Below are 16964 nucleotides of genomic sequence, written 5' to 3' on the forward strand. Positions count from 1 at the left end.
TACAAGGAGGTCGCGAGATGACGCCACGAGTGTTTGGACGGTTCTGGAATCGGGCACTGCCCCTGCTGTTGCTCACGCTTGGAAGCGCCTCCGGCAACAGCCTCGCCGCCCCGCCCACCCCGCCAGACGGATCGGCCGTACTGCGCATCCACGGCTCCAATACCGTGGGTGCCAAGCTGGCACCGATGCTGGTGGCCGGCCTGTTCGAGGCCAAGGGCCTGCAGTCGGTCCGCATCGCCCCGGCCGGCAAGGAGAACGAGCAGCGCGTCACCGCCCTTGACGAGCGAGGCAAGACCATTCAGGCGCTGGTCGCAGCCCATGGCACCGGTACCGGATTCGCCGGGCTGAAAGACGGTGCTGCCGACCTCGCCGCTGCTTCGCGACCGATCAAGCAGAGCGAAGCGCAGAGCCTCGCCGCCCTGGGCGACATGCGCAGCGCCGAGAGCGAACAGGTCATCGCCATCGATGGCCTGGCGGTGATCGTCCATCCCGATAACCCGGTGCAGTCGCTCAGCGTAGAACAGGTCGCACGCCTCTTCTCAGGCGAGATCGCCAACTGGCGTGAGCTCGGCGGTGCCAATGCAGCGGTCGAGTTGCACGCTCGCGATGACCAGTCCGGTACCTACGACACCTTCAAGGAACTGGTCCTGGGCAGCCAGGGCAAAACGCTGGCTACCAATGCAACGCGTTACGAGTCCAACGACGCCTTGTCCCTGGCCGTCAGCCGCCGTAACGGGGCCATCGGCTTTGTCGGTCTCGCCTCTGTCGGCAAGTCGAAGGCGCTGGCAATCACCGACGGCGATTCCCAGCCCATGCCACCGACCACGGCCCTGGTCGCCACCGAAGACTATCCCCTGTCGCGGCGACTGTTCCTCTACGCCGATCCACAGAAGCAATCGAAATGGACCCGCGAATTCCTGACGTTCGTGCATAGTCCTGCGGGGCAAGCCATCGTCGAGAAATCCGGCTACGTGGCCCAGGCCATCGCGCCGATCAGGCTGCCGGCGCAGGCGGCGATGCCCGCTGCCTACCAGCAGTTGGCACGCGAAGCGCAACGGCTGACGGTCAACTTCCGCTTCGCCGAAGGCAGCGCGCAGCTGGACAACAAGGCCCAGCGCGATGTGCAGCGTTTGATCGATTATCTCAACAGCCACGACAAGCAGATGAACGCGGCGGTGCTGGTCGGCTTCGGCGACGCCCGCAACGATCCCGCGCGGACTGCGTTGCTGTCCAAGCTGCGCGCCATGGCGGTGCGTCGCGAACTGGCTCGTGGCGGCATTCTTGTAAAGGAAATCAATGGCTTGGGCGATCAACTTCCAGTGGCATCTAACAGCGAAGCTGGCCGCATCAAAAATCGCCGCGTCGAAGTCTGGGTGTACTGAAACGAGTGCAAGATCGTATCGGCCGCCAGCCGCGGGCGTACTGTCCCGCTACAGGCGTCGGGTTTAAGCTCGGGCGATTTCCGCCAGCAGGAATCGCCCATGTACCTCGTCTGTGGTGAAGCACTTTTCGATGTGTTCGCGGCCTCGACTGAAGCCGCAGTCGCCTGAATCTGGAAGCCGTCGCAGGTGGCTCGCCGTTCAACGTTGCCGTCGGGCTGGCCCGGTTGGGCGCGCAGGCCGCGCTGTTCGGTGGGCTCTCGCGCGATCATTTCGGTCAGCGCCTGCTAGAGCTGCTGCAGGAAGAAGGCATCGCCACCGAGCACCTCGCCATCTTCGATGCGCCGACCACCCTGGCGATGGTCGCCATCGGTGCCGATGGCAGTCCGGTCTACAGCTTTCGCGGTGAAGGCTGTGCCGATCGCCTGTTGCACACCGAACAGCTGCAGCCGTTGCCTGCTGGCATTCGCGGCATCCATTTCGGTTCCTATTCGCTGGTGACGCCGCCGATTGCCGATACGCTGCTGGCCTTGCTGCATCGCGAGCATGCCCAGCGCCTGATTTCACTCGATCCGAACATTCGCCTCAACGTCGAACCCAGCCTCTAACGTTGGCGCGAGCGGGTCGAGGCGTTCGCCGAACGCGCACATCTGATCAAGGTCAGCGACGAGGACCTGGCCCTGCTCTATCCAGACATGGCGCCAGCGAGCATCGTCCAGCGCTGGCTGGACCATCACGCCGAGCTGGTGGTGCTCACCCGAGGTGCCGAAGGCGCACAGCTCTTCAGCCGCAAGCACGGCCAGTTGCACGTGGCAGCGCAGGCGGTGACGGTGCGTGACACCGTGGGCGCCGGCGACACCTTCCAGGCCGCGTTGCTCGCCTACCTGGCCGAACAGCAGCTGGACTCGCCGCACGGACTCGCACAGATGGCGCCTGCGCAACTGCAGGCCATGCTCGCCTTCGCCAGCAGCGCCGCCGCCATCACCTGTTCAAGGCGTGGTCCGGACCTACCCTACCGATACGAAGTTGCCTGACCGGTTTGGCCATTGCGCCCTCAGCGGCTATAACCCTTCGTGGCCTTTCACGACAACGGACCCTGCATGAGAGCGTTGAAGATCTCCGACCCGTCCTACGAACTCATGGACGATCACCACGGCAACTCGCTGATCTATCGCGAACACGGTTTCCCCTGCCCGCTGGTGCGGTGGCACAACCACAAGGAATACGAACTGCATCTGATCGTCGCCAGCTCCGGCAAGGTGTTCGTCGGCGACTACGTGGGCAATTTCGGACCGGACAGCCTGTTTCTCACCGGCCCGCACCTGCCGCACAACTGGATCAGTCAGGTCGAGGACGGCGAGGTCGTGGCCAAGCGCGACATGCTGGTCAACTTCACGGACGAGATGCTCGAGGCCGGCCACGCTGTGTTCTCCGAGCTGCGGACCTTCACGCCGATGCTCGAGCGCTCGCGCTACGGCATCGAATTTCGTTGTCCGCAGACCATCGCCCAGGCACGCCAGCTGATGCAGCAGATCGCCGACAGCCGCGGCGCCACCCGCCTCGGCTATTTCCTGATCATGCTCGAGCTGCTTGCCGGGTGCGACGACTACCAGCTGCTCTCCGGCGCCACCTCGGCACAGTTGAGCGACGAGCAGCAGGCCGACCGGACCAACATGGCGGTCAACTACATCTTCGAACACTACATGCGCGAGCTGCCGCTGGAGGAAGTCGCCAGCCATCTCGGCATGAAACCCACCTACTTCTCGCGCTTCTTCAAGCGCGCCACCGGGCGCTGCTACGTCGAGTTCGTCAACAGCCTGCGCATCAGCAAATCCTGCGAACTGCTGCTCGATCAGGACAAGCCGGTCACGGATGTCTGCTTCGAATCAGGTTTCAACAACCTGTCCAATTTCAATCGCCGCTTCCAGCAGCTCAAGGGCATGACCCCATCGCGCTATCGACGCCTGGTCGAACAACGCCTGACCGAGCAGAACCTGGCCAGCTGATACGCTTCCGGCCGGGCGGATTCGGCGCCCTCATCCTCGCCCGCTGCGCCACTCGCGTTCTTAGGATCGTGGCAAAGCCTCGTTCTTGAGCCTCTACAACAGGTCCGGAAGATGCCGCTGCCGGCAACCCACCTCGGTCAAGCGAGTGCAAAAAAGTATCGAAGCGAGTGCAGCCACGGCTTTGTCGCACAGCCACAGCCGGCGTTGTAATGCCTGCCAGACGCTCGTAGCGCAGTACGCGGGTAACAACAAAAACAATAAGTGCTTCCAGGCCCTGATCTGGAAGAGGAGTCCACGAATGAAAGCATTCAACTTGCTGCTCGGTACCGCCTGCATGGCCTCGATTGCGCTGGCCCAGGCCGCCGAAACCCTCACCGTCGCCACCGTCAACAACGCGGACATGATCCGCATGCAGCGCCTCTCCAAGACCTTCGAACAGCAGAATCCCGACATCAAGCTCAACTGGGTGGTGCTCGAAGAGAACGTGCTGCGCCAACGCCTGACCACCGATATCGCCACCCAGGGCGGCCAGTTCGACGTGCTCACCATCGGCATGTACGAAGCGTCACTGTGGGGTGACAAGGGCTGGCTGGCTCCGATGACCGACCTCCCTGACGACTACGACCTGGACGACATCTTCCCCTCGGTCCGCGAGGGCCTGTCGGTAGACGGGACGCTCTACGCCCTGCCGTTCTATGCCGAAAGCTCGATGACCTACTACCGTACCGACCTGTTCGAACAGGCCAGGCTGGACATGCCCGAGCACCCCACCTGGAGCCAGATGGCCGAGTTCGCCGAGAAGCTGCACAAGCCTGGCGAGGACCAGTACGGCATCTGCCTGCGCGGCAAGGCCGGCTGGGGCGAGAACATGGCGCTGGTCACCACCGTCGCCAACGCCTTCGGCGCGCGCTGGTTCGACGAGAAGTGGCAGCCCGAATTCGACGGTCCCGAATGGACCAAGGCCGCCAACTTCTATGTAGATCTGTTGAGCAAGTACGGCCCGCCCGGCGCCTCCAGCAATGGCTTCAACGAAAACCTGGCGCTGTTCAACAGCGGCAAATGCGCCATGTGGGTCGATGCGACCGTTGCCGGCTCCTTCGTGACCGATGAATCGCAGAGCAAGGTTGCCGACAAGGTCGGTTTCACCTTCGCCCCGCAGGAAGAAACCGACAAGGGCTCGGCCTGGCTGTACTCCTGGGCACTGGCGATCCCCACCAGCTCCCAGCAGAAGGACGCCGCCAAGACCTTCACCGCCTGGGCGACTTCCAAGGACTACGCCAAGCTCGTCGCCGAGACCGATGGCGTCGCCAACGTGCCACCGGGCACGCGCGAGTCCACCTACAACGAGCAGTACATGGCGGCCGCGCCGTTCGCGGAGATCACCCTGGAGTCGCTCAAGCAGGCCGATCCCGCCTCGCCATCGGCCAAGCCGGTGCCTTATGTCGGTATCCAGCTGGTCACCATCCCTGAGTTCCAGGCCATCGGCACCCAGGTCGGCAAGATGTTCTCCGCCGCGCTGACCGGGCAGATGCCGGTCGAGCAGATGCTTACCGCGGTGCAGCAGACCACGACGCGGGAGATGAAGCGCGCCGGTTATCCCAAGTAGGCATTTTCTTTCGAAGATGAAACCGGACAGGGCTCGCCAGAGCCCTCATGGCCTTCTTTCAGCCGGAGCACACCATGGCCACCCCATCTGCAGCCTTGCCCAAGGCACCTGTCACCGATACGGCAAGCGAGCCGCGCGAGCGCAAGTCACGCCGCTTCGGCCCCAGCTGGTTTCTCGTTAGCCCGTCCGTTGCGCTGTTGCTGCTGTGGATACTGGTTCCGCTGTCGATGACCGTCTATTTCTCGGTGATCCGCTACAACCTGCTCTATCCCGGTGAGAACGATTTCGTCGGGCTGGAGAACTTCCACTATTTCCTGACTGACGCAGGCTTCATCCCGGGCATGACCAACACGCTGATCCTGGTTGGCAGCGTGCTGCTGATCAGCGTGGTACTCGGCGTGCTCATCTCGGCATTGCTGGAGGCGGCGGACTTCGCGGGGCGAGGGATCGTCCGCGTGCTGCTGATCTCGCCGTTCTTCATCATGCCGACCGTGAGCGCGCTGGTCTGGAAGAACCTCATCTATCACCCGGTCTCGGGCATTCTCGCGGCGGTGTGGAAGTTCTTCGGCGCACAGCCGGTGGACTGGCTCGCACAGCATCCGCTGGCGTCCATCGTGATCATCGTGTCCTGGCAGTGGCTGCCCTTCGCGATTCTGATCCTGATGACGGCCATGCAGTCCCTCGATCAGGAACAGAAGGAAGCCGCTCGCCTGGATGGTGCGGGCCCCATCGCGATCTTCTGGCACCTGACCCTGCCGCATCTGGCACGCCCGATAGCGGTCGTGGTGATGATCGAGACCATTTTCCTGCTTTCGGTATTCGCCGAGATTTTCACCACCACCAGCGGTGGTCCCGGCTACGCCTCCACCAACCTCGCCTACCTGATCTACAACCAGGCGCTGCTGCAGTTCGATGTCGGCATGGCCTCGGCCGGCGGCCTGATCGCGGTGGTGATCGCCAACATCGCGGCGATCATCCTGGTGCGGATGCTCGGCAAGAATCTCACCGAGAAATACTGAGGACAGACCGATGCTGACGCTCAAACAAAGTCGCCGCCTCAACACCCTGGTGGTCGGGCTGTTCGCCTGGGCCGTGGCGCTGCTGCTGTTCTTCCCGATCTTCTGGATGATCCTCACCAGCTTCAAGACCGAGATCGACGCCTTCGCCACCCCGCCGCAGTTCATCTTCACGCCGACGCTGGAAAACTACCTGCACATCCAGGACCGCAGCGGCTACTTCAAGTACGCCTGGAACTCGGTGACCATCTCCTTCGGCGCGACCGCGCTGGGCATGCTCATCGCCATTCCCGCCGCGTACTCGATGGCCTTCTACGAGACCAAGCGCACCAAGGGCACCCTGCTCTGGATGCTCTCGACCAAGATGCTGCCGCCGGTGGGCGTGCTGGTGCCGATCTACCTGCTGGCCAAGCAGTTCGGCCTGCTGGACAGCCACGCAGTGCTGATCATCATCTACACGCTGATCAACCTGCCGATCCTGGTGTGGATGATCTACACCTACTTCAAGGACATCCCGCGCGACATCCTCGAAGCGGCCCGCATGGACGGCGCCACGCTGATGCAGGAAATGGTTCGCGTGCTGCTGCCAATCAGCAAGGGCGGGCTCGCCTCGACCATGCTGCTGTCGCTGATCCTGTGCTGGAACGAAGCCTTCTGGTCGCTGAACCTGACCTCGTCCAACGCCGCGCCGCTGACCGCGCTGATCGCCTCGTACTCCAGCCCCGAAGGCCTGTTCTGGGCCAAGCTCTCGGCCGTCTCCACCCTCGCCTGCGCCCCCATCCTGATCTTCGGCTGGATCAGCCAGAAGCAGCTGGTGCGCGGCCTGTCGTTCGGCGCTGTGAAATGAGCGCCGCCTGACAACCAAGAACAACTGAGGATTCGAACATGGCAGACCTGAAGATCCACAACCTGAAGAAAGGCTTCGACGGCAACGAGATCATCAAGGGCATCGACCTGGACATCCGCGACCGCGAATTCGTCGTCTTCGTCGGCCCCTCCGGCTGTGGCAAGTCCACCCTGCTGCGCCTGATCGCCGGGCTCGAGGAGGTCAGCAGCGGGCGGATCGAACTGGACGGGCGCGACATCACCGATGTCAGCCCGGCCAAGCGCGACCTGGCCATGGTGTTCCAGACCTATGCGCTCTACCCGCACATGACGGTGCGCAAGAACATGTCCTTCGCCCTGGACCTGGCCGGTGCCGACAAACAGGAGGTTGCCCGCAAGATCGAAGCGGCCGCGCGCACCCTGGAGCTGGAACCGCTGCTCGAACGCAAGCCACGCCAGCTCTCCGGCGGCCAGCGCCAACGCGTCGCCATCGGCCGCGCCATCGTGCGCAACCCCAAGGTGTTTCTCTTCGATGAGCCCCTGTCCAACCTCGATGCCGCACTGCGTGTGCAGATGCGTCTGGAGCTGTCGCGCCTGCACCAGGAGCTGCAGGCCACGATGATCTACGTGACCCATGACCAGGTCGAGGCCATGACCCTGGCCGACAAGGTGGTGGTGCTCAACGGCGGGCGAATCGAGCAGGTCGGCTCGCCCATGGAGCTCTATCACCATCCGGCCAACCTCTTCGTCGCGGGCTTTCTCGGCACGCCGAAGATGGGCTTTCTCAAGGGCCGCGCAAGCCGTGTCGAAGCCAGCGGCTGCGAAGTCGAGCTCGACGCCGGTTGTCGTCTGTTCCTGCCGGTGAGCGGCGCCACGCTGAAGGCGGGCGATCCGGTCACCCTTGGCATCCGCCCGGAGCACCTCAACCGTGGCAGCGAAGGCAACTGCCAGTTGACCGTGAAGGCCGACGTCAGCGAGCGGTTGGGCAGCGACACCTACTGCCACGTGGTCACCGGCAACGGCGAGCAGCTGACCATGCGCATCCGCGGTGACTTCACCCCGCGCTATGGCGAGTCGCTGTCGCTGACATTGGAAGCCGCCCATTGCCACCTCTTCGACAGCAATGGCGTCGCAGTCGGCCAGTCGCCACAGCAGGCGGCCTGACCGACCTATAGCCACCCGAGCCCTGACTTACCGGCAGATCGCTGCGCCCGCAATGGCAGCGATCCCGCCCCCGGCTTTTCCACACTCAAGCCCAGCGAGGCCCGAGATGAAGTTGAAAGAAGCGAATCTGCCACAGCTGCCGGCCCCTATCGCGCGCCCCAACTACCGCCTGGCCGAGGTCACCACCGGCATCGCCCACATCGGCGTAGGTGGTTTTCACCGCGCCCACCAGGCGGCCTACACCGATGCGCTGATGAACACCGGCGAGGGGCTGGAATGGGGCATCTGCGGCATCGGCACACGCGCCGAGGAACGCTCGATGCGCGACGCGCTGGCCTCGCAGGACTATCTCTACACCCTGGTCGAGCTCGACGACCGGCCTGACACCGAGGTCCGGGTGATCGGCAGCATTCGCGACATGCTGCTGGTGGACGAGGATGGTTCCGAGGCGGTCGTTGCCCGCCTGGCCGATCCGGCGATTCGCATCGTCTCGCTGACCATCACCGAGGGCGGCTATTGCCTGGACGACAGCACCGGCCAGTTCAATGCGCAACTGCCGCAGATTCAACATGACCTGCAGCATCCGCGCAGCCCGGTCAGCGTGTTCGGCCTGCTCTGCGCGGCGCTGGCCAAGCGGCGCGGCGACGGCGTCGGGCCCTTCACGGTGATGTCCTGCGACAACCTCCCCCACAACGGCGACGTGACCCGCAAGGCCACGCTGGCCTACGCCGGCCTGGTCGACCCCGACCTGGCCCGCTGGATCGAGCGCAACGTCTGCTTTCCCAACGCCATGGTCGACCGCATCACGCCCATGACCAGCACGGCGCATCGCCAGGACCTCAGGCAGCAGCACGGCCTCGATGACGCCTGGCCGGTGGTCTGCGAACCCTTCGTGCAATGGGTACTGGAAGACCGCTTTGTCGCCGGCCGGCCGGCCTGGGAAAAGGTCGGCGTGCAGTTCACCGACGACGTTTCACCCTATGAGGAGATGAAGATCAAGCTGCTCAACGGCAGCCACCTCGCGCTGACCTACCTGGGCTTCCTGCGCGGTTATCGCTTCGTCCACGAAACCATGGCCGATCCGCTGTTCGCCGAGTACATCCGCCGCTACATGGACGAGGACGTCACTCCGCAACTGGCTCCCGTGCCAGGCATCGATCTCACCCGCTACAAGCAGACCCTGATCGAGCGCTTCTCCAACTGCGCCATCGCCGACCAGCTGGAGCGGGTGTGCTCCGACGGCTCGTCGAAGTTTCCCAAGTTCACCGTGCCGACCATCAACCGCCTGATCGCCGATAACGCCGCCCTGGACCGGGCCGCCCTGGTGGTCGCCGCCTGGGCGCTGTATCTGCGGGGCGTCGATGAAAACGGCGAGCGGTACCGCATCCCGGATCCGCGCGCGGATTTCTGCCAATCCCTTGTCGCGGAGGACGACGGCCTCACCGAACGCCTGCTGGGGCGCGAGGAGATCTTCGGCACGCAGATTCCGCGTTCGCTCGCCTTCCGCGATGCCTTCGAGCGCAACCTGCTGCGGCTGCGCACGCTAGCGGTGAGCGGCACCCTTGATCTATTGCTGACGCAGTGAGGGACCCGGCATGTTTCTCGGGATCGATTGCGGTACCCAGGGCACCAAGGCGCTGTTGCTCAATGCCGCCAGCGGGCGCGTGCTCGGCCAGGGCTCGGCGGCGCACACGCTCATCAGCGGCGCCAATGGCCGCCGCGAGCAGGACGTCACGCAATGGACAACCGCGTTCGCCACCGCTACGAAAGCCGCCCTTACCGAGGCCGGAGTAGACGGTCGCGAGGTGCTGGGCATCGGTGTGTCCGGGCAGCAACACGGCCTGGTCACGCTCGATGCCGCGGGCCGCGTCTTGCGCCCGGCCAAGCTCTGGTGCGACACGGAATCGGCTACGGAAAACGCCGCGCTGCTCGACTGGCTGGGCGGGGAACAGGGATCGCTCGAGCGCCTCGGCGTCGTCATCGCGCCGGGCTACACCGTCTCGAAACTCTTGTGGATGAAGGCGCAGCATCCCGCACTCTTCGAGCAGATTGCGCAGATCCTGCTGCCGCACGATTACCTGAATCATTGGCTCACCGGGCGCGCCTGCGCCGAGTACGGCGACGCGTCCGGCACCGGCTATTTCAACCTACGAACGCGCGAATGGGATATCGACATCCTGCGCCACATCGACCCGAGCGGTCGGCTGGAGGCGGCACTGCCCGAGCTGATCGCACCGGACAAAGCCGTGGGCCGGCTGCGTCCGGAAATCGCCGGACAGCTCGGGCTGAACCCTGACGCCATCGTATCCAGTGGCGGTGGCGACAACATGATGGGCGCCATCGGTACCGGCAATATCCGCCCCGGCGCCATCACCATGAGCCTGGGTAGCTCCGGCACGCTCTACGCCTATTCGGACACGCCGCGCATCAGCCCCCAGCCAGCAGTCGCCACCTTCTGCTCGTCCAGTGGAGGCTGGCTGCCATTGATCTGCACCATGAACCTGACCAACGCCAACGCCGCGATCCGCGACCTGCTGCAGCTCGATCTCGAATCGTTCAACGCACTCGTAGCGCAGGCGCCAATCGGCTGTGACGGCGTCACTCTGCTGCCTTTCCTCAACGGCGAGCGCGTCCCCGCCCTGCCCCAGGCCAGTGCCAGCCTGCACGGCCTGACCACGGAAAACCTCACCCGCGCAAACCTCTGCCGGGCCGTTGTCGAGGGCGTGACCTTCGGCCTGCGCTATGGCCTGGACCTGCTGCGTGAAAGCGGCATCCGCAGCGAGCGCATCCAGCTGATCGGCGGCGGCGCGAAGAATCCACTGTGGCGCCAGATCGTCGCCGACATGATGGAAACCCCGGTGGTCTGTACCACCCACAGCGAAGCGGCGGCGCTGGGCGGCGCGATACAGGCGGCGTGGTGCCATGCACGACAGAGCAACCCCATCGCCAGCCTCGCGGCGCTGTGCGCGCGCTGCGTGCGGGTCGATGAAGGCACAGCGGTCGAGCCGCAGGCGGAATCGGTTCGGGCTTATGAACAGGCCTATCGGCGCTATCGGCAGCTGGTGGCGAGCACCTACGGTCGGCATACACCACCGGAGCTGACGCCGGTCGCCTCCTGAGGCGTCGCGCTCGATTACAGGCCAACGGTCATAAAAAAGGCAAAGCCACGGTGTGTGGCTTTGCCTTTGGTCCTTTCCCCGGGACGACGCCTTAGCGGCTGCGCAGCGCCTCGCGCGGCACGTACTTGCCCAGCTCGTGACGGGCAATGGCGACCCGATGCACCTCGTCCGGGCCATCGGCCAGGCGCAGGGTACGCTGCATCGCCCACCAGTGCGCCAGCGGGAAGTCCTCGGAAACCCCGGCGCCGCCGTGAATCTGGATGGCGCGATCGATGACCTTCAGCGCCACGTTGGGTGCGACCACCTTGATCTGGGCGATCTCGCTGGCGGCGATCTTGTTGCCCACGGTATCCATCATGTACGCCGCGTTCAGTGTCAGCAGGCGCGCCATGTTGATCTCGATGCGGCACTCGGCGATGTGGTCGAAGTTCGCGCCCAGCCGGGCCAGCGGCTTGCCGAAGGCGGTACGGCTGACGGCACGTTCGCACATCAGCTTCAGTGCGCGCTCGGCGACACCGATCGAGCGCATGCAGTGGTGGATGCGGCCCGGGCCGAGACGCCCCTGGGCGATCTCGAAGCCGCGGCCTTCACCGAGGATGACGTTCTCGTACGGTACCCGCACGTTTTCCAGCAGCACTTCCGCGTGGCCGTGCGGGGCGTCGTCATAGCCGAACACCGGCAGCGGGCGCAGCACCTTCACGCCGGGAGTATCCATCGGCACCAGGATCATCGAGTGCTGGGCATGGCGCGGCGCGTCCGGGTTGGTCAGGCCCATGAAGATCATGATCTTGCAGCGCGGGTCGCAGGCGCCGGAGGTCCACCACTTGCGACCGTTGATGACCCACTCGTCACCCTCACGCACCGCGCGGGCTTCCATGTTGGTGGCGTCGGACGAAGCCACACCCGGCTCGGTCATGCCGAAGGCCGAACGGATCTCGCCGCGCAGCAACGGTTCCAGCCACTCGCGCTTCTGCGCCTCGCTGCCGTAGCGCACCAGTACTTCCATGTTGCCGGTGTCCGGCGCCGAGCAGTTGAACGCTTCCGGGCCGAGGCCCGAGCTGCCCATGATTTCCGCCAGCGGCGCGTATTCGGTATTGGTCAGGCCGGCGCCCAGTTCCGATTCCGGCAGGAACAGATTCCACAGCCCCTCCGCCTTGGCCTTGGCCTTGAGCTCCTCGACGATGGCGGTCGGCTGCCAGCGGTCACCCTCGGCGACCTGCTGGTAGAACACCTTTTCGGCGGGATAGACGTGAGCATCCATGAACGCTTGCACGCGCTCTCTCAGCTCTTGAACCTTCGGGGAGTAGGCGAAATTCATGGGCGACAACCTTCTGGCAGGTAATGTTTTGTAGTTTTGAATGCTAGAGGAGGCCTGGTGATTTATCTAAGCTATTTTCCTCGTGTATAAACATTCATCACCGATATATGATCGGCGAATTCCGATACACGCCGGAGAGCACAACAATGAACCTGAACAAGGTCGATCTGAATCTTTTCATCGTCTTCGATGCCATCTACACCGAAGCGAACCTGACACGCGCCGGGCAGATCGTCGGCATCACCCAGCCCGCTGTTTCCAACGCCCTTGCCCGCTTGCGCGAGACGTTCAACGATCCGCTGTTCGTGCGCACCGCCCAGGGCATGGTGCCGACGCCGATGGCGCAGAACATCATCGGCCCGGTGCGCAATGCGCTGCAGCTGCTGCGGGTATCGGTGCAGGAAAGCCGCACCTTCAGCCCGGCGCAGGCAAACAAGACGTTCCGCATCAGCATGACCGACCTCACCGAGGCGGTGATGCTGCCGCCGCTGTTCCAGCGCCTGCGCCGCCTGGCACCGAACGTGAAGATCGAGAGCATGCTGGCCAAGCGCCGCGAGACAACCAAGGAATTGGCCGCCGGACGTCTGGATTTCGCCATGGACGCGCCGCTCAACACCGACCCGCAGGTCCGTCACGTCAAGCTGCTGGAAGATCGTTACATCTGCGCCGTGCGCCGCGGCCACCCGCTGGCCAAGGACAAGCTCACCCTGGAGCAATACCTGTCGCTGTCGCACATCCACATTTCCAGCCGCCGCAGCGGGCTCGGTCTGGTGGACCTGGCATTGGGCAAGATGGGCCTGCAGCGCAAGATCGCCCTGCGCTCGCAGCACTACCTGATGGCGACCCAGGTGATCGACCAGACCGACATGGCGGTGACCGTTCCCGAGCGCTTCGCCCGTCGACACAATCTGCACCAGATGGACCTACCGGTAGATATTCAGCCGCTGGAAACCCACATCTACTGGCACGAAAGCACCGATCAGGACCCGGCCAACCGCTGGATGCGCGAGCAGATGATCGAGATCGCCCAGCAGGTCACCGCGCAGCAGGATCTCTGATGCCTTGGCGGGTGAAAGCCCGCCTCAGGCGCTGTCGCGCATCACCACTTCGAAGCCCACATCGATACAGCGCTCCGCAGGCTGCTGACCGCGCATCAGGCTCAGCAGCATCTGCGCCGCCAGCTCGCCGATCTCGCCACGCTGGGTGCGCACCGTGCTCAGCGCGGGGTGCATCCAGGCTGCGGCCGGCAGGTCGTTGAAACCGGCGATCGCCAGACGCCCCGGCACGTCGAGCCCCAGCTGATGGGCGCGAAATAGCGCACCCAGAGCCAGGTCGTCGTTGTTGAAGAACACCGCGTCGATCTGCGGATGCTGCGCCAGCAGCCGATCCAGCAGCTCGGCACCTAGACCGATGGATGACAGCTGCGGCGTCAGCAGCTCCAGAGTCGGCTCATAGCGACCCGCCTGGCGCATGGCCTGACGGTAGCCTTCGGCGCGTTGCAGGGTGCGAGGGTCGAGCTGCGCTGCGGCGAAGGCGACGTGACGGTAGCCACGCTCCAACAGCGTGCGGGTCATGGCCGCGCCGGCTTCCAGTTGCGAGAAGCCTACGCAGTAGTCGTCCGGCCGCTCGCTCAGCTCCATCAGGGTAACCATCGGTGCGGTGTAGTTGGCCAGCACTGCACGCGCGGTATCGCTGCGCTCGAACCCGGTGATCAGCAAGCCGGCCGGTTGATGGGCCAGATAGGCGCGCAGCAGGCGCTCGTCCTCTTCGGGCCGATAGTGGCTGACGCCGATCATCATTTCGTAGCCCGCCGGCATCAGCACGCGCTGGATGGCCTCGACCGTGTCGACGAACACCGCGTTGGACAGCGAAGGAATGATCACCGCGACCAGATTGGAACGCGAACTGGCCAGGCTGCGCGCCGCCGGATGCGGCACGTAGCCGAGCGCCTTGACCGCCTGCTCGACACGCTCACGCAATGCATCGGAAACCAGATCCGGTTGCGACAGCGCGCGGGATGCCGACATCAGCGAGCAGCCGGCGCTACGTGCGACATCCGAGAGGGTTACCCGCTCGGCAGAGCGGCGTCGGCGTGTGGTCATGCGCGTTCCATTGGTCGAAAGCGGCGGATTCTAGCAGCGGGCATTCCGGGGGCGCCTCCTAAGGTGCGGCCTTTTCCACTTCGGCCTGCACCTGATCGAACAGGTCCTGGCCGACCGCATCGATCACCGTCTGGATCGCCGGCTGCGCCTGCTCACGCATGCGCTGGATTTCCTCGGGACTGACCTCGTTGATCTGCATGCCACGTTCCTTCAGCGCCGCCAGCGCCTGACTGGCCTCGCGACGGGTGTCCTCGCGCTCGGCATCGCGGGCCTTTTCCGCAGCGTCCATGAGGATGCCCTGCTCGGTCGCGGACAGCCCGTCCCACCAGCGCTTGGACACCGTGACGATCCAGGGGCTGTAGACGTGATTGGTCACGCTCAGGTACTTCTGCACCTCATAGAACTTGGACGAGAGGATGGTGTTGTAGGGGTTTTCCTGGCCGTCGACTGCCTTGGTTTCCAGCGCGGTGAACAGCTCGGAGAACGGCAGCGGCACCGCATTGGCGCCCATGCGCTTGAAGGTGTCGATGAACACCGGATTGGGCATCACGCGCAGCTTGATGCCCTCGAAGTCCTCGAGCTTCTCGATCGGCCGCGCACTATTGGTCACGTTACGAAAACCGTTCTCCCAGTACACCAGCCCAACCAGGCCTTTCTCCTCGAGCTTGTCCATCACCTGCCGGCCCACCGGACCGTCCAGTACCTGATCGGCCTGGCGCGGGTCGGTGAACAGGAACGGCGTATCCCACACCGCCATCTCCTTGCTGATGCCGACCAGCGTCGCGGTCGAGCCGACCATCATTTCCTGCGCGCCGCCGATCAGTGCGTTCTGCATCTGGTCGTCCGAACCGAGGCTGGCGGAGGCGAAGGTGCGCACCTTCAGCTTGCCGCCCGAGGCCTTGGCCACCTCCTCGGCCAGCAGCTTGGCTGCCCTGCCCTGGTTGCTGTCTTCGTTGAGGCCGTAACCGAAGCGGATCATGCGTGGGCGGATGTCGTCCGCGGCCTGCGCGTAACCGAGGCTGAGTGTGCTGCCGAGCAAGGCGGCGGCCAGGGTGCTGATGAGAAGTCGTTTCATGTCGCGTTACCTTCTTGTTGTTGGACGTTGGGTTGTTGAACGCTGGGGTTGCACGACCGGCGTTACCGCAGCCAGGCCAGGGGTACGGTGATGATCGAGGGCACGGCGATAAGCAGCCCGACGATCACCAGATAGATAAGGAAGAACGGCATGACGCCACGCACCAGGGTTTCCATGCGCAGTCGGCCGATGCCGCCGACCACGTTGAGCACCGTGCCCACTGGCGGCGTGATCAGCCCGATGGACCCGATCAGCACGAACATCACACCGAAGTACACCGGGTCGATGCCGGCCTTGATCGCGATCGGCGCCAGCACCGGGCCGAGGATCAGGATGGTCGGCGTCAGGTCCAGCACCATGCCGACGGCGATCATCAGCAGCATGATGGCGATCATCAGCAGTTTCGGGTCCTGCGCCAGCGGGCCGAGCATCGCGGCGATCTCGTCGGGCAATTGCGCCAGGGTGATCATGTACGCCGATACCGTCGCCGCGGCGCAGAGAAACATCACCGACGCCGTGGTGCGGCTGGCACGGGTCAGCACCTCGACCAGCCCGGCCCAGTTCAGCTCGCGATACAGCAGGGTCGAAACGGCCAAGGCATAGACGGCGGCGACCACCGCCGCTTCGGTCGGGGTGAACAGGCCGCCACGCAGCCCGCCAACGATGATCACCGGCAGCATCAGCGCGGCAGCACCGTCGACCAGCACACGACGGCGTTCGGCGGCGCTGGCCTTTTCCTGTTTCGGTTCATCGATCCGCCGGGCGATCAGCGTCCAGGCCACGATCAGACCCATGCCCATGATCAGCCCCGGCACCATGCCGGCGAGAAACAGCTGGCTGATCGACGTGCCGGTGACTACGCCGTAGATCACGAACGGCATCGACGGCGGGATGATCGGCGCGATGATCCCGCCAGCCGCCACCAGGCCCGACGACGAACTCAGCGGGTAGCCGCGCTCGCGCATCATCGGCAGCAGCAGCGTCGCCAGCGCGGCGGTATCGGCCAACGCCGAGCCGGACATGCTGGCCAGCAGCACCGAGGCGGCAATCGCCACGTAACCCAGGCCGCCACGCTTGTGACCGAAATAGGCCTGCGCCATGGCGATAATGCGCCGCGAGATGCCGCCGGCATTCATCAGTTCGCCGGCCAGGATGAAGAACGGCACCGCCAGCAGCGGGAAGCTGTCAGCGCCGGCCTGAAGGTTTTGCGCCAAGAGCTGCACGTCCCAGAAATCCAGGTACCACATCAGCACCGCGCCGGTGAGCAGCAGCGCGAAGGCGATGGGCATGCCAAGCGTCATGAAGCCCAGCAGCGATGAAAGGAAGACGACGACGGTCATACAAGGTCCTCGGT

13 protein-coding genes and 1 pseudogene are annotated in these 16964 nt (G+C 64.5%); 10 read left to right on the forward strand and 4 right to left on the reverse strand.

Annotation, left to right across the window (positions count from 1 at the left end; genetic code table 11):
- Positions 1-17: 17 nt before the first annotated feature.
- The 9 genes and pseudogenes from OUY36_RS11845 to xylB all read left to right on the forward strand — a co-directional run bounded on the left by OUY36_RS11845 (position 18) and on the right by xylB (position 11115).
- Positions 18-1382 (forward strand): substrate-binding domain-containing protein, encoded by a 1365-nt coding sequence (locus OUY36_RS11845; protein WP_267934431.1) that lies wholly within the window; start codon positions 18-20, stop codon positions 1380-1382.
- Between the two features lie 99 nt (positions 1383-1481).
- Positions 1482-2413, forward strand: a pseudogene (locus OUY36_RS11850) (carbohydrate kinase family protein).
- A 66-nt stretch (positions 2414-2479) separates the two neighbouring features.
- Positions 2480-3385 (forward strand): AraC family transcriptional regulator, encoded by a 906-nt coding sequence (locus OUY36_RS11855; RefSeq protein WP_267934432.1) that lies wholly within the window; start codon positions 2480-2482, stop codon positions 3383-3385.
- Between the two features lie 298 nt (positions 3386-3683).
- Positions 3684-4991: an ABC transporter substrate-binding protein gene (locus OUY36_RS11860; RefSeq protein ID WP_267934433.1), complete on the forward strand. Its 1308-nt coding sequence runs from the start codon at positions 3684-3686 to the stop codon at positions 4989-4991.
- Between the two features lie 74 nt (positions 4992-5065).
- Complete coding sequence (locus OUY36_RS11865; protein ID WP_267934434.1) at positions 5066-6010, forward strand: carbohydrate ABC transporter permease; 945 nt, start codon at positions 5066-5068, stop codon at positions 6008-6010.
- A 10-nt stretch (positions 6011-6020) separates the two neighbouring features.
- Complete coding sequence (locus tag OUY36_RS11870) at positions 6021-6854, forward strand: carbohydrate ABC transporter permease (RefSeq protein ID WP_267934435.1); 834 nt, start codon at positions 6021-6023, stop codon at positions 6852-6854.
- Between the two features lie 38 nt (positions 6855-6892).
- Positions 6893-7996: an ABC transporter ATP-binding protein gene (locus OUY36_RS11875; protein ID WP_267934436.1), complete on the forward strand. Its 1104-nt coding sequence runs from the start codon at positions 6893-6895 to the stop codon at positions 7994-7996.
- Between the two features lie 106 nt (positions 7997-8102).
- Entirely contained in the window at positions 8103-9581 is a 1479-nt protein-coding gene (locus OUY36_RS11880; protein ID WP_267934437.1) for a mannitol dehydrogenase family protein, read from the forward strand.
- A gap of 10 nt (positions 9582-9591) precedes the next feature.
- Positions 9592-11115, forward strand: coding sequence for a xylulokinase (xylB, locus tag OUY36_RS11885; RefSeq protein WP_267934438.1), 1524 nt, complete (start codon positions 9592-9594; stop codon positions 11113-11115).
- Between the two features lie 91 nt (positions 11116-11206).
- Here xylB and OUY36_RS11890 read toward each other — a convergent pair whose 3' ends face one another.
- Entirely contained in the window at positions 11207-12433 is a 1227-nt protein-coding gene (locus tag OUY36_RS11890) for an acyl-CoA dehydrogenase (RefSeq protein WP_013982861.1), read from the reverse strand.
- Between the two features lie 146 nt (positions 12434-12579).
- On the opposite strand from OUY36_RS11890, the gene OUY36_RS11895 reads away from it, so the two are divergent.
- Positions 12580-13491: a LysR family transcriptional regulator gene (locus tag OUY36_RS11895; protein WP_200629848.1), complete on the forward strand. Its 912-nt coding sequence runs from the start codon at positions 12580-12582 to the stop codon at positions 13489-13491.
- Between the two features lie 24 nt (positions 13492-13515).
- On the opposite strand, the gene OUY36_RS11900 is transcribed toward OUY36_RS11895, so the two are convergent.
- The 3 genes from OUY36_RS11900 to OUY36_RS11910 form a co-directional block, all read right to left on the reverse strand.
- Positions 13516-14535 carry a LacI family DNA-binding transcriptional regulator gene (locus tag OUY36_RS11900; RefSeq protein ID WP_267934441.1) on the reverse strand — a complete coding sequence of 340 codons (1020 nt, stop codon included), beginning with the start codon at positions 14533-14535 and terminating at the stop codon, positions 13516-13518.
- A gap of 58 nt (positions 14536-14593) precedes the next feature.
- On the reverse strand, positions 14594-15610 hold the full coding sequence (locus OUY36_RS11905; RefSeq protein WP_042928151.1) for a TRAP transporter substrate-binding protein: 1017 nt from the start codon (positions 15608-15610) through the stop codon (positions 14594-14596).
- Positions 15611-15672: 62 nt separating this feature from the next.
- Complete coding sequence (locus tag OUY36_RS11910) at positions 15673-16950, reverse strand: TRAP transporter large permease (protein ID WP_110776893.1); 1278 nt, start codon at positions 16948-16950, stop codon at positions 15673-15675.
- Positions 16951-16964 lie beyond the last annotated feature (14 nt).

Origin of the sequence: Stutzerimonas sp. R40042, assembly GCF_026642215.1 — a bacterium.
In the GTDB taxonomy this organism is placed as follows: Bacteria; Pseudomonadota; Gammaproteobacteria; order Pseudomonadales; family Pseudomonadaceae; genus Stutzerimonas; species Stutzerimonas frequens.

Coding starts and splice junctions, on each gene's coding strand:
- OUY36_RS11845 (WP_267934431.1), top strand. CDS start 18: ATGACGCCACGAGTGTTTGGACGGTTCTGGAATCGGGCACTGCCCCTG.
- OUY36_RS11855 (WP_267934432.1), top strand. CDS start 2,480: ATGAGAGCGTTGAAGATCTCCGACCCGTCCTACGAACTCATGGACGAT.
- OUY36_RS11860 (WP_267934433.1), top strand. CDS start 3,684: ATGAAAGCATTCAACTTGCTGCTCGGTACCGCCTGCATGGCCTCGATT.
- OUY36_RS11865 (WP_267934434.1), top strand. CDS start 5,066: ATGGCCACCCCATCTGCAGCCTTGCCCAAGGCACCTGTCACCGATACG.
- OUY36_RS11870 (WP_267934435.1), top strand. CDS start 6,021: ATGCTGACGCTCAAACAAAGTCGCCGCCTCAACACCCTGGTGGTCGGG.
- OUY36_RS11875 (WP_267934436.1), top strand. CDS start 6,893: ATGGCAGACCTGAAGATCCACAACCTGAAGAAAGGCTTCGACGGCAAC.
- OUY36_RS11880 (WP_267934437.1), top strand. CDS start 8,103: ATGAAGTTGAAAGAAGCGAATCTGCCACAGCTGCCGGCCCCTATCGCG.
- xylB (WP_267934438.1), top strand. CDS start 9,592: ATGTTTCTCGGGATCGATTGCGGTACCCAGGGCACCAAGGCGCTGTTG.
- OUY36_RS11890 (WP_013982861.1), bottom strand. CDS start 12,433: ATGAATTTCGCCTACTCCCCGAAGGTTCAAGAGCTGAGAGAGCGCGTG.
- OUY36_RS11895 (WP_200629848.1), top strand. CDS start 12,580: ATGAACCTGAACAAGGTCGATCTGAATCTTTTCATCGTCTTCGATGCC.
- OUY36_RS11900 (WP_267934441.1), bottom strand. CDS start 14,535: ATGACCACACGCCGACGCCGCTCTGCCGAGCGGGTAACCCTCTCGGAT.
- OUY36_RS11905 (WP_042928151.1), bottom strand. CDS start 15,610: ATGAAACGACTTCTCATCAGCACCCTGGCCGCCGCCTTGCTCGGCAGC.
- OUY36_RS11910 (WP_110776893.1), bottom strand. CDS start 16,950: ATGACCGTCGTCGTCTTCCTTTCATCGCTGCTGGGCTTCATGACGCTT.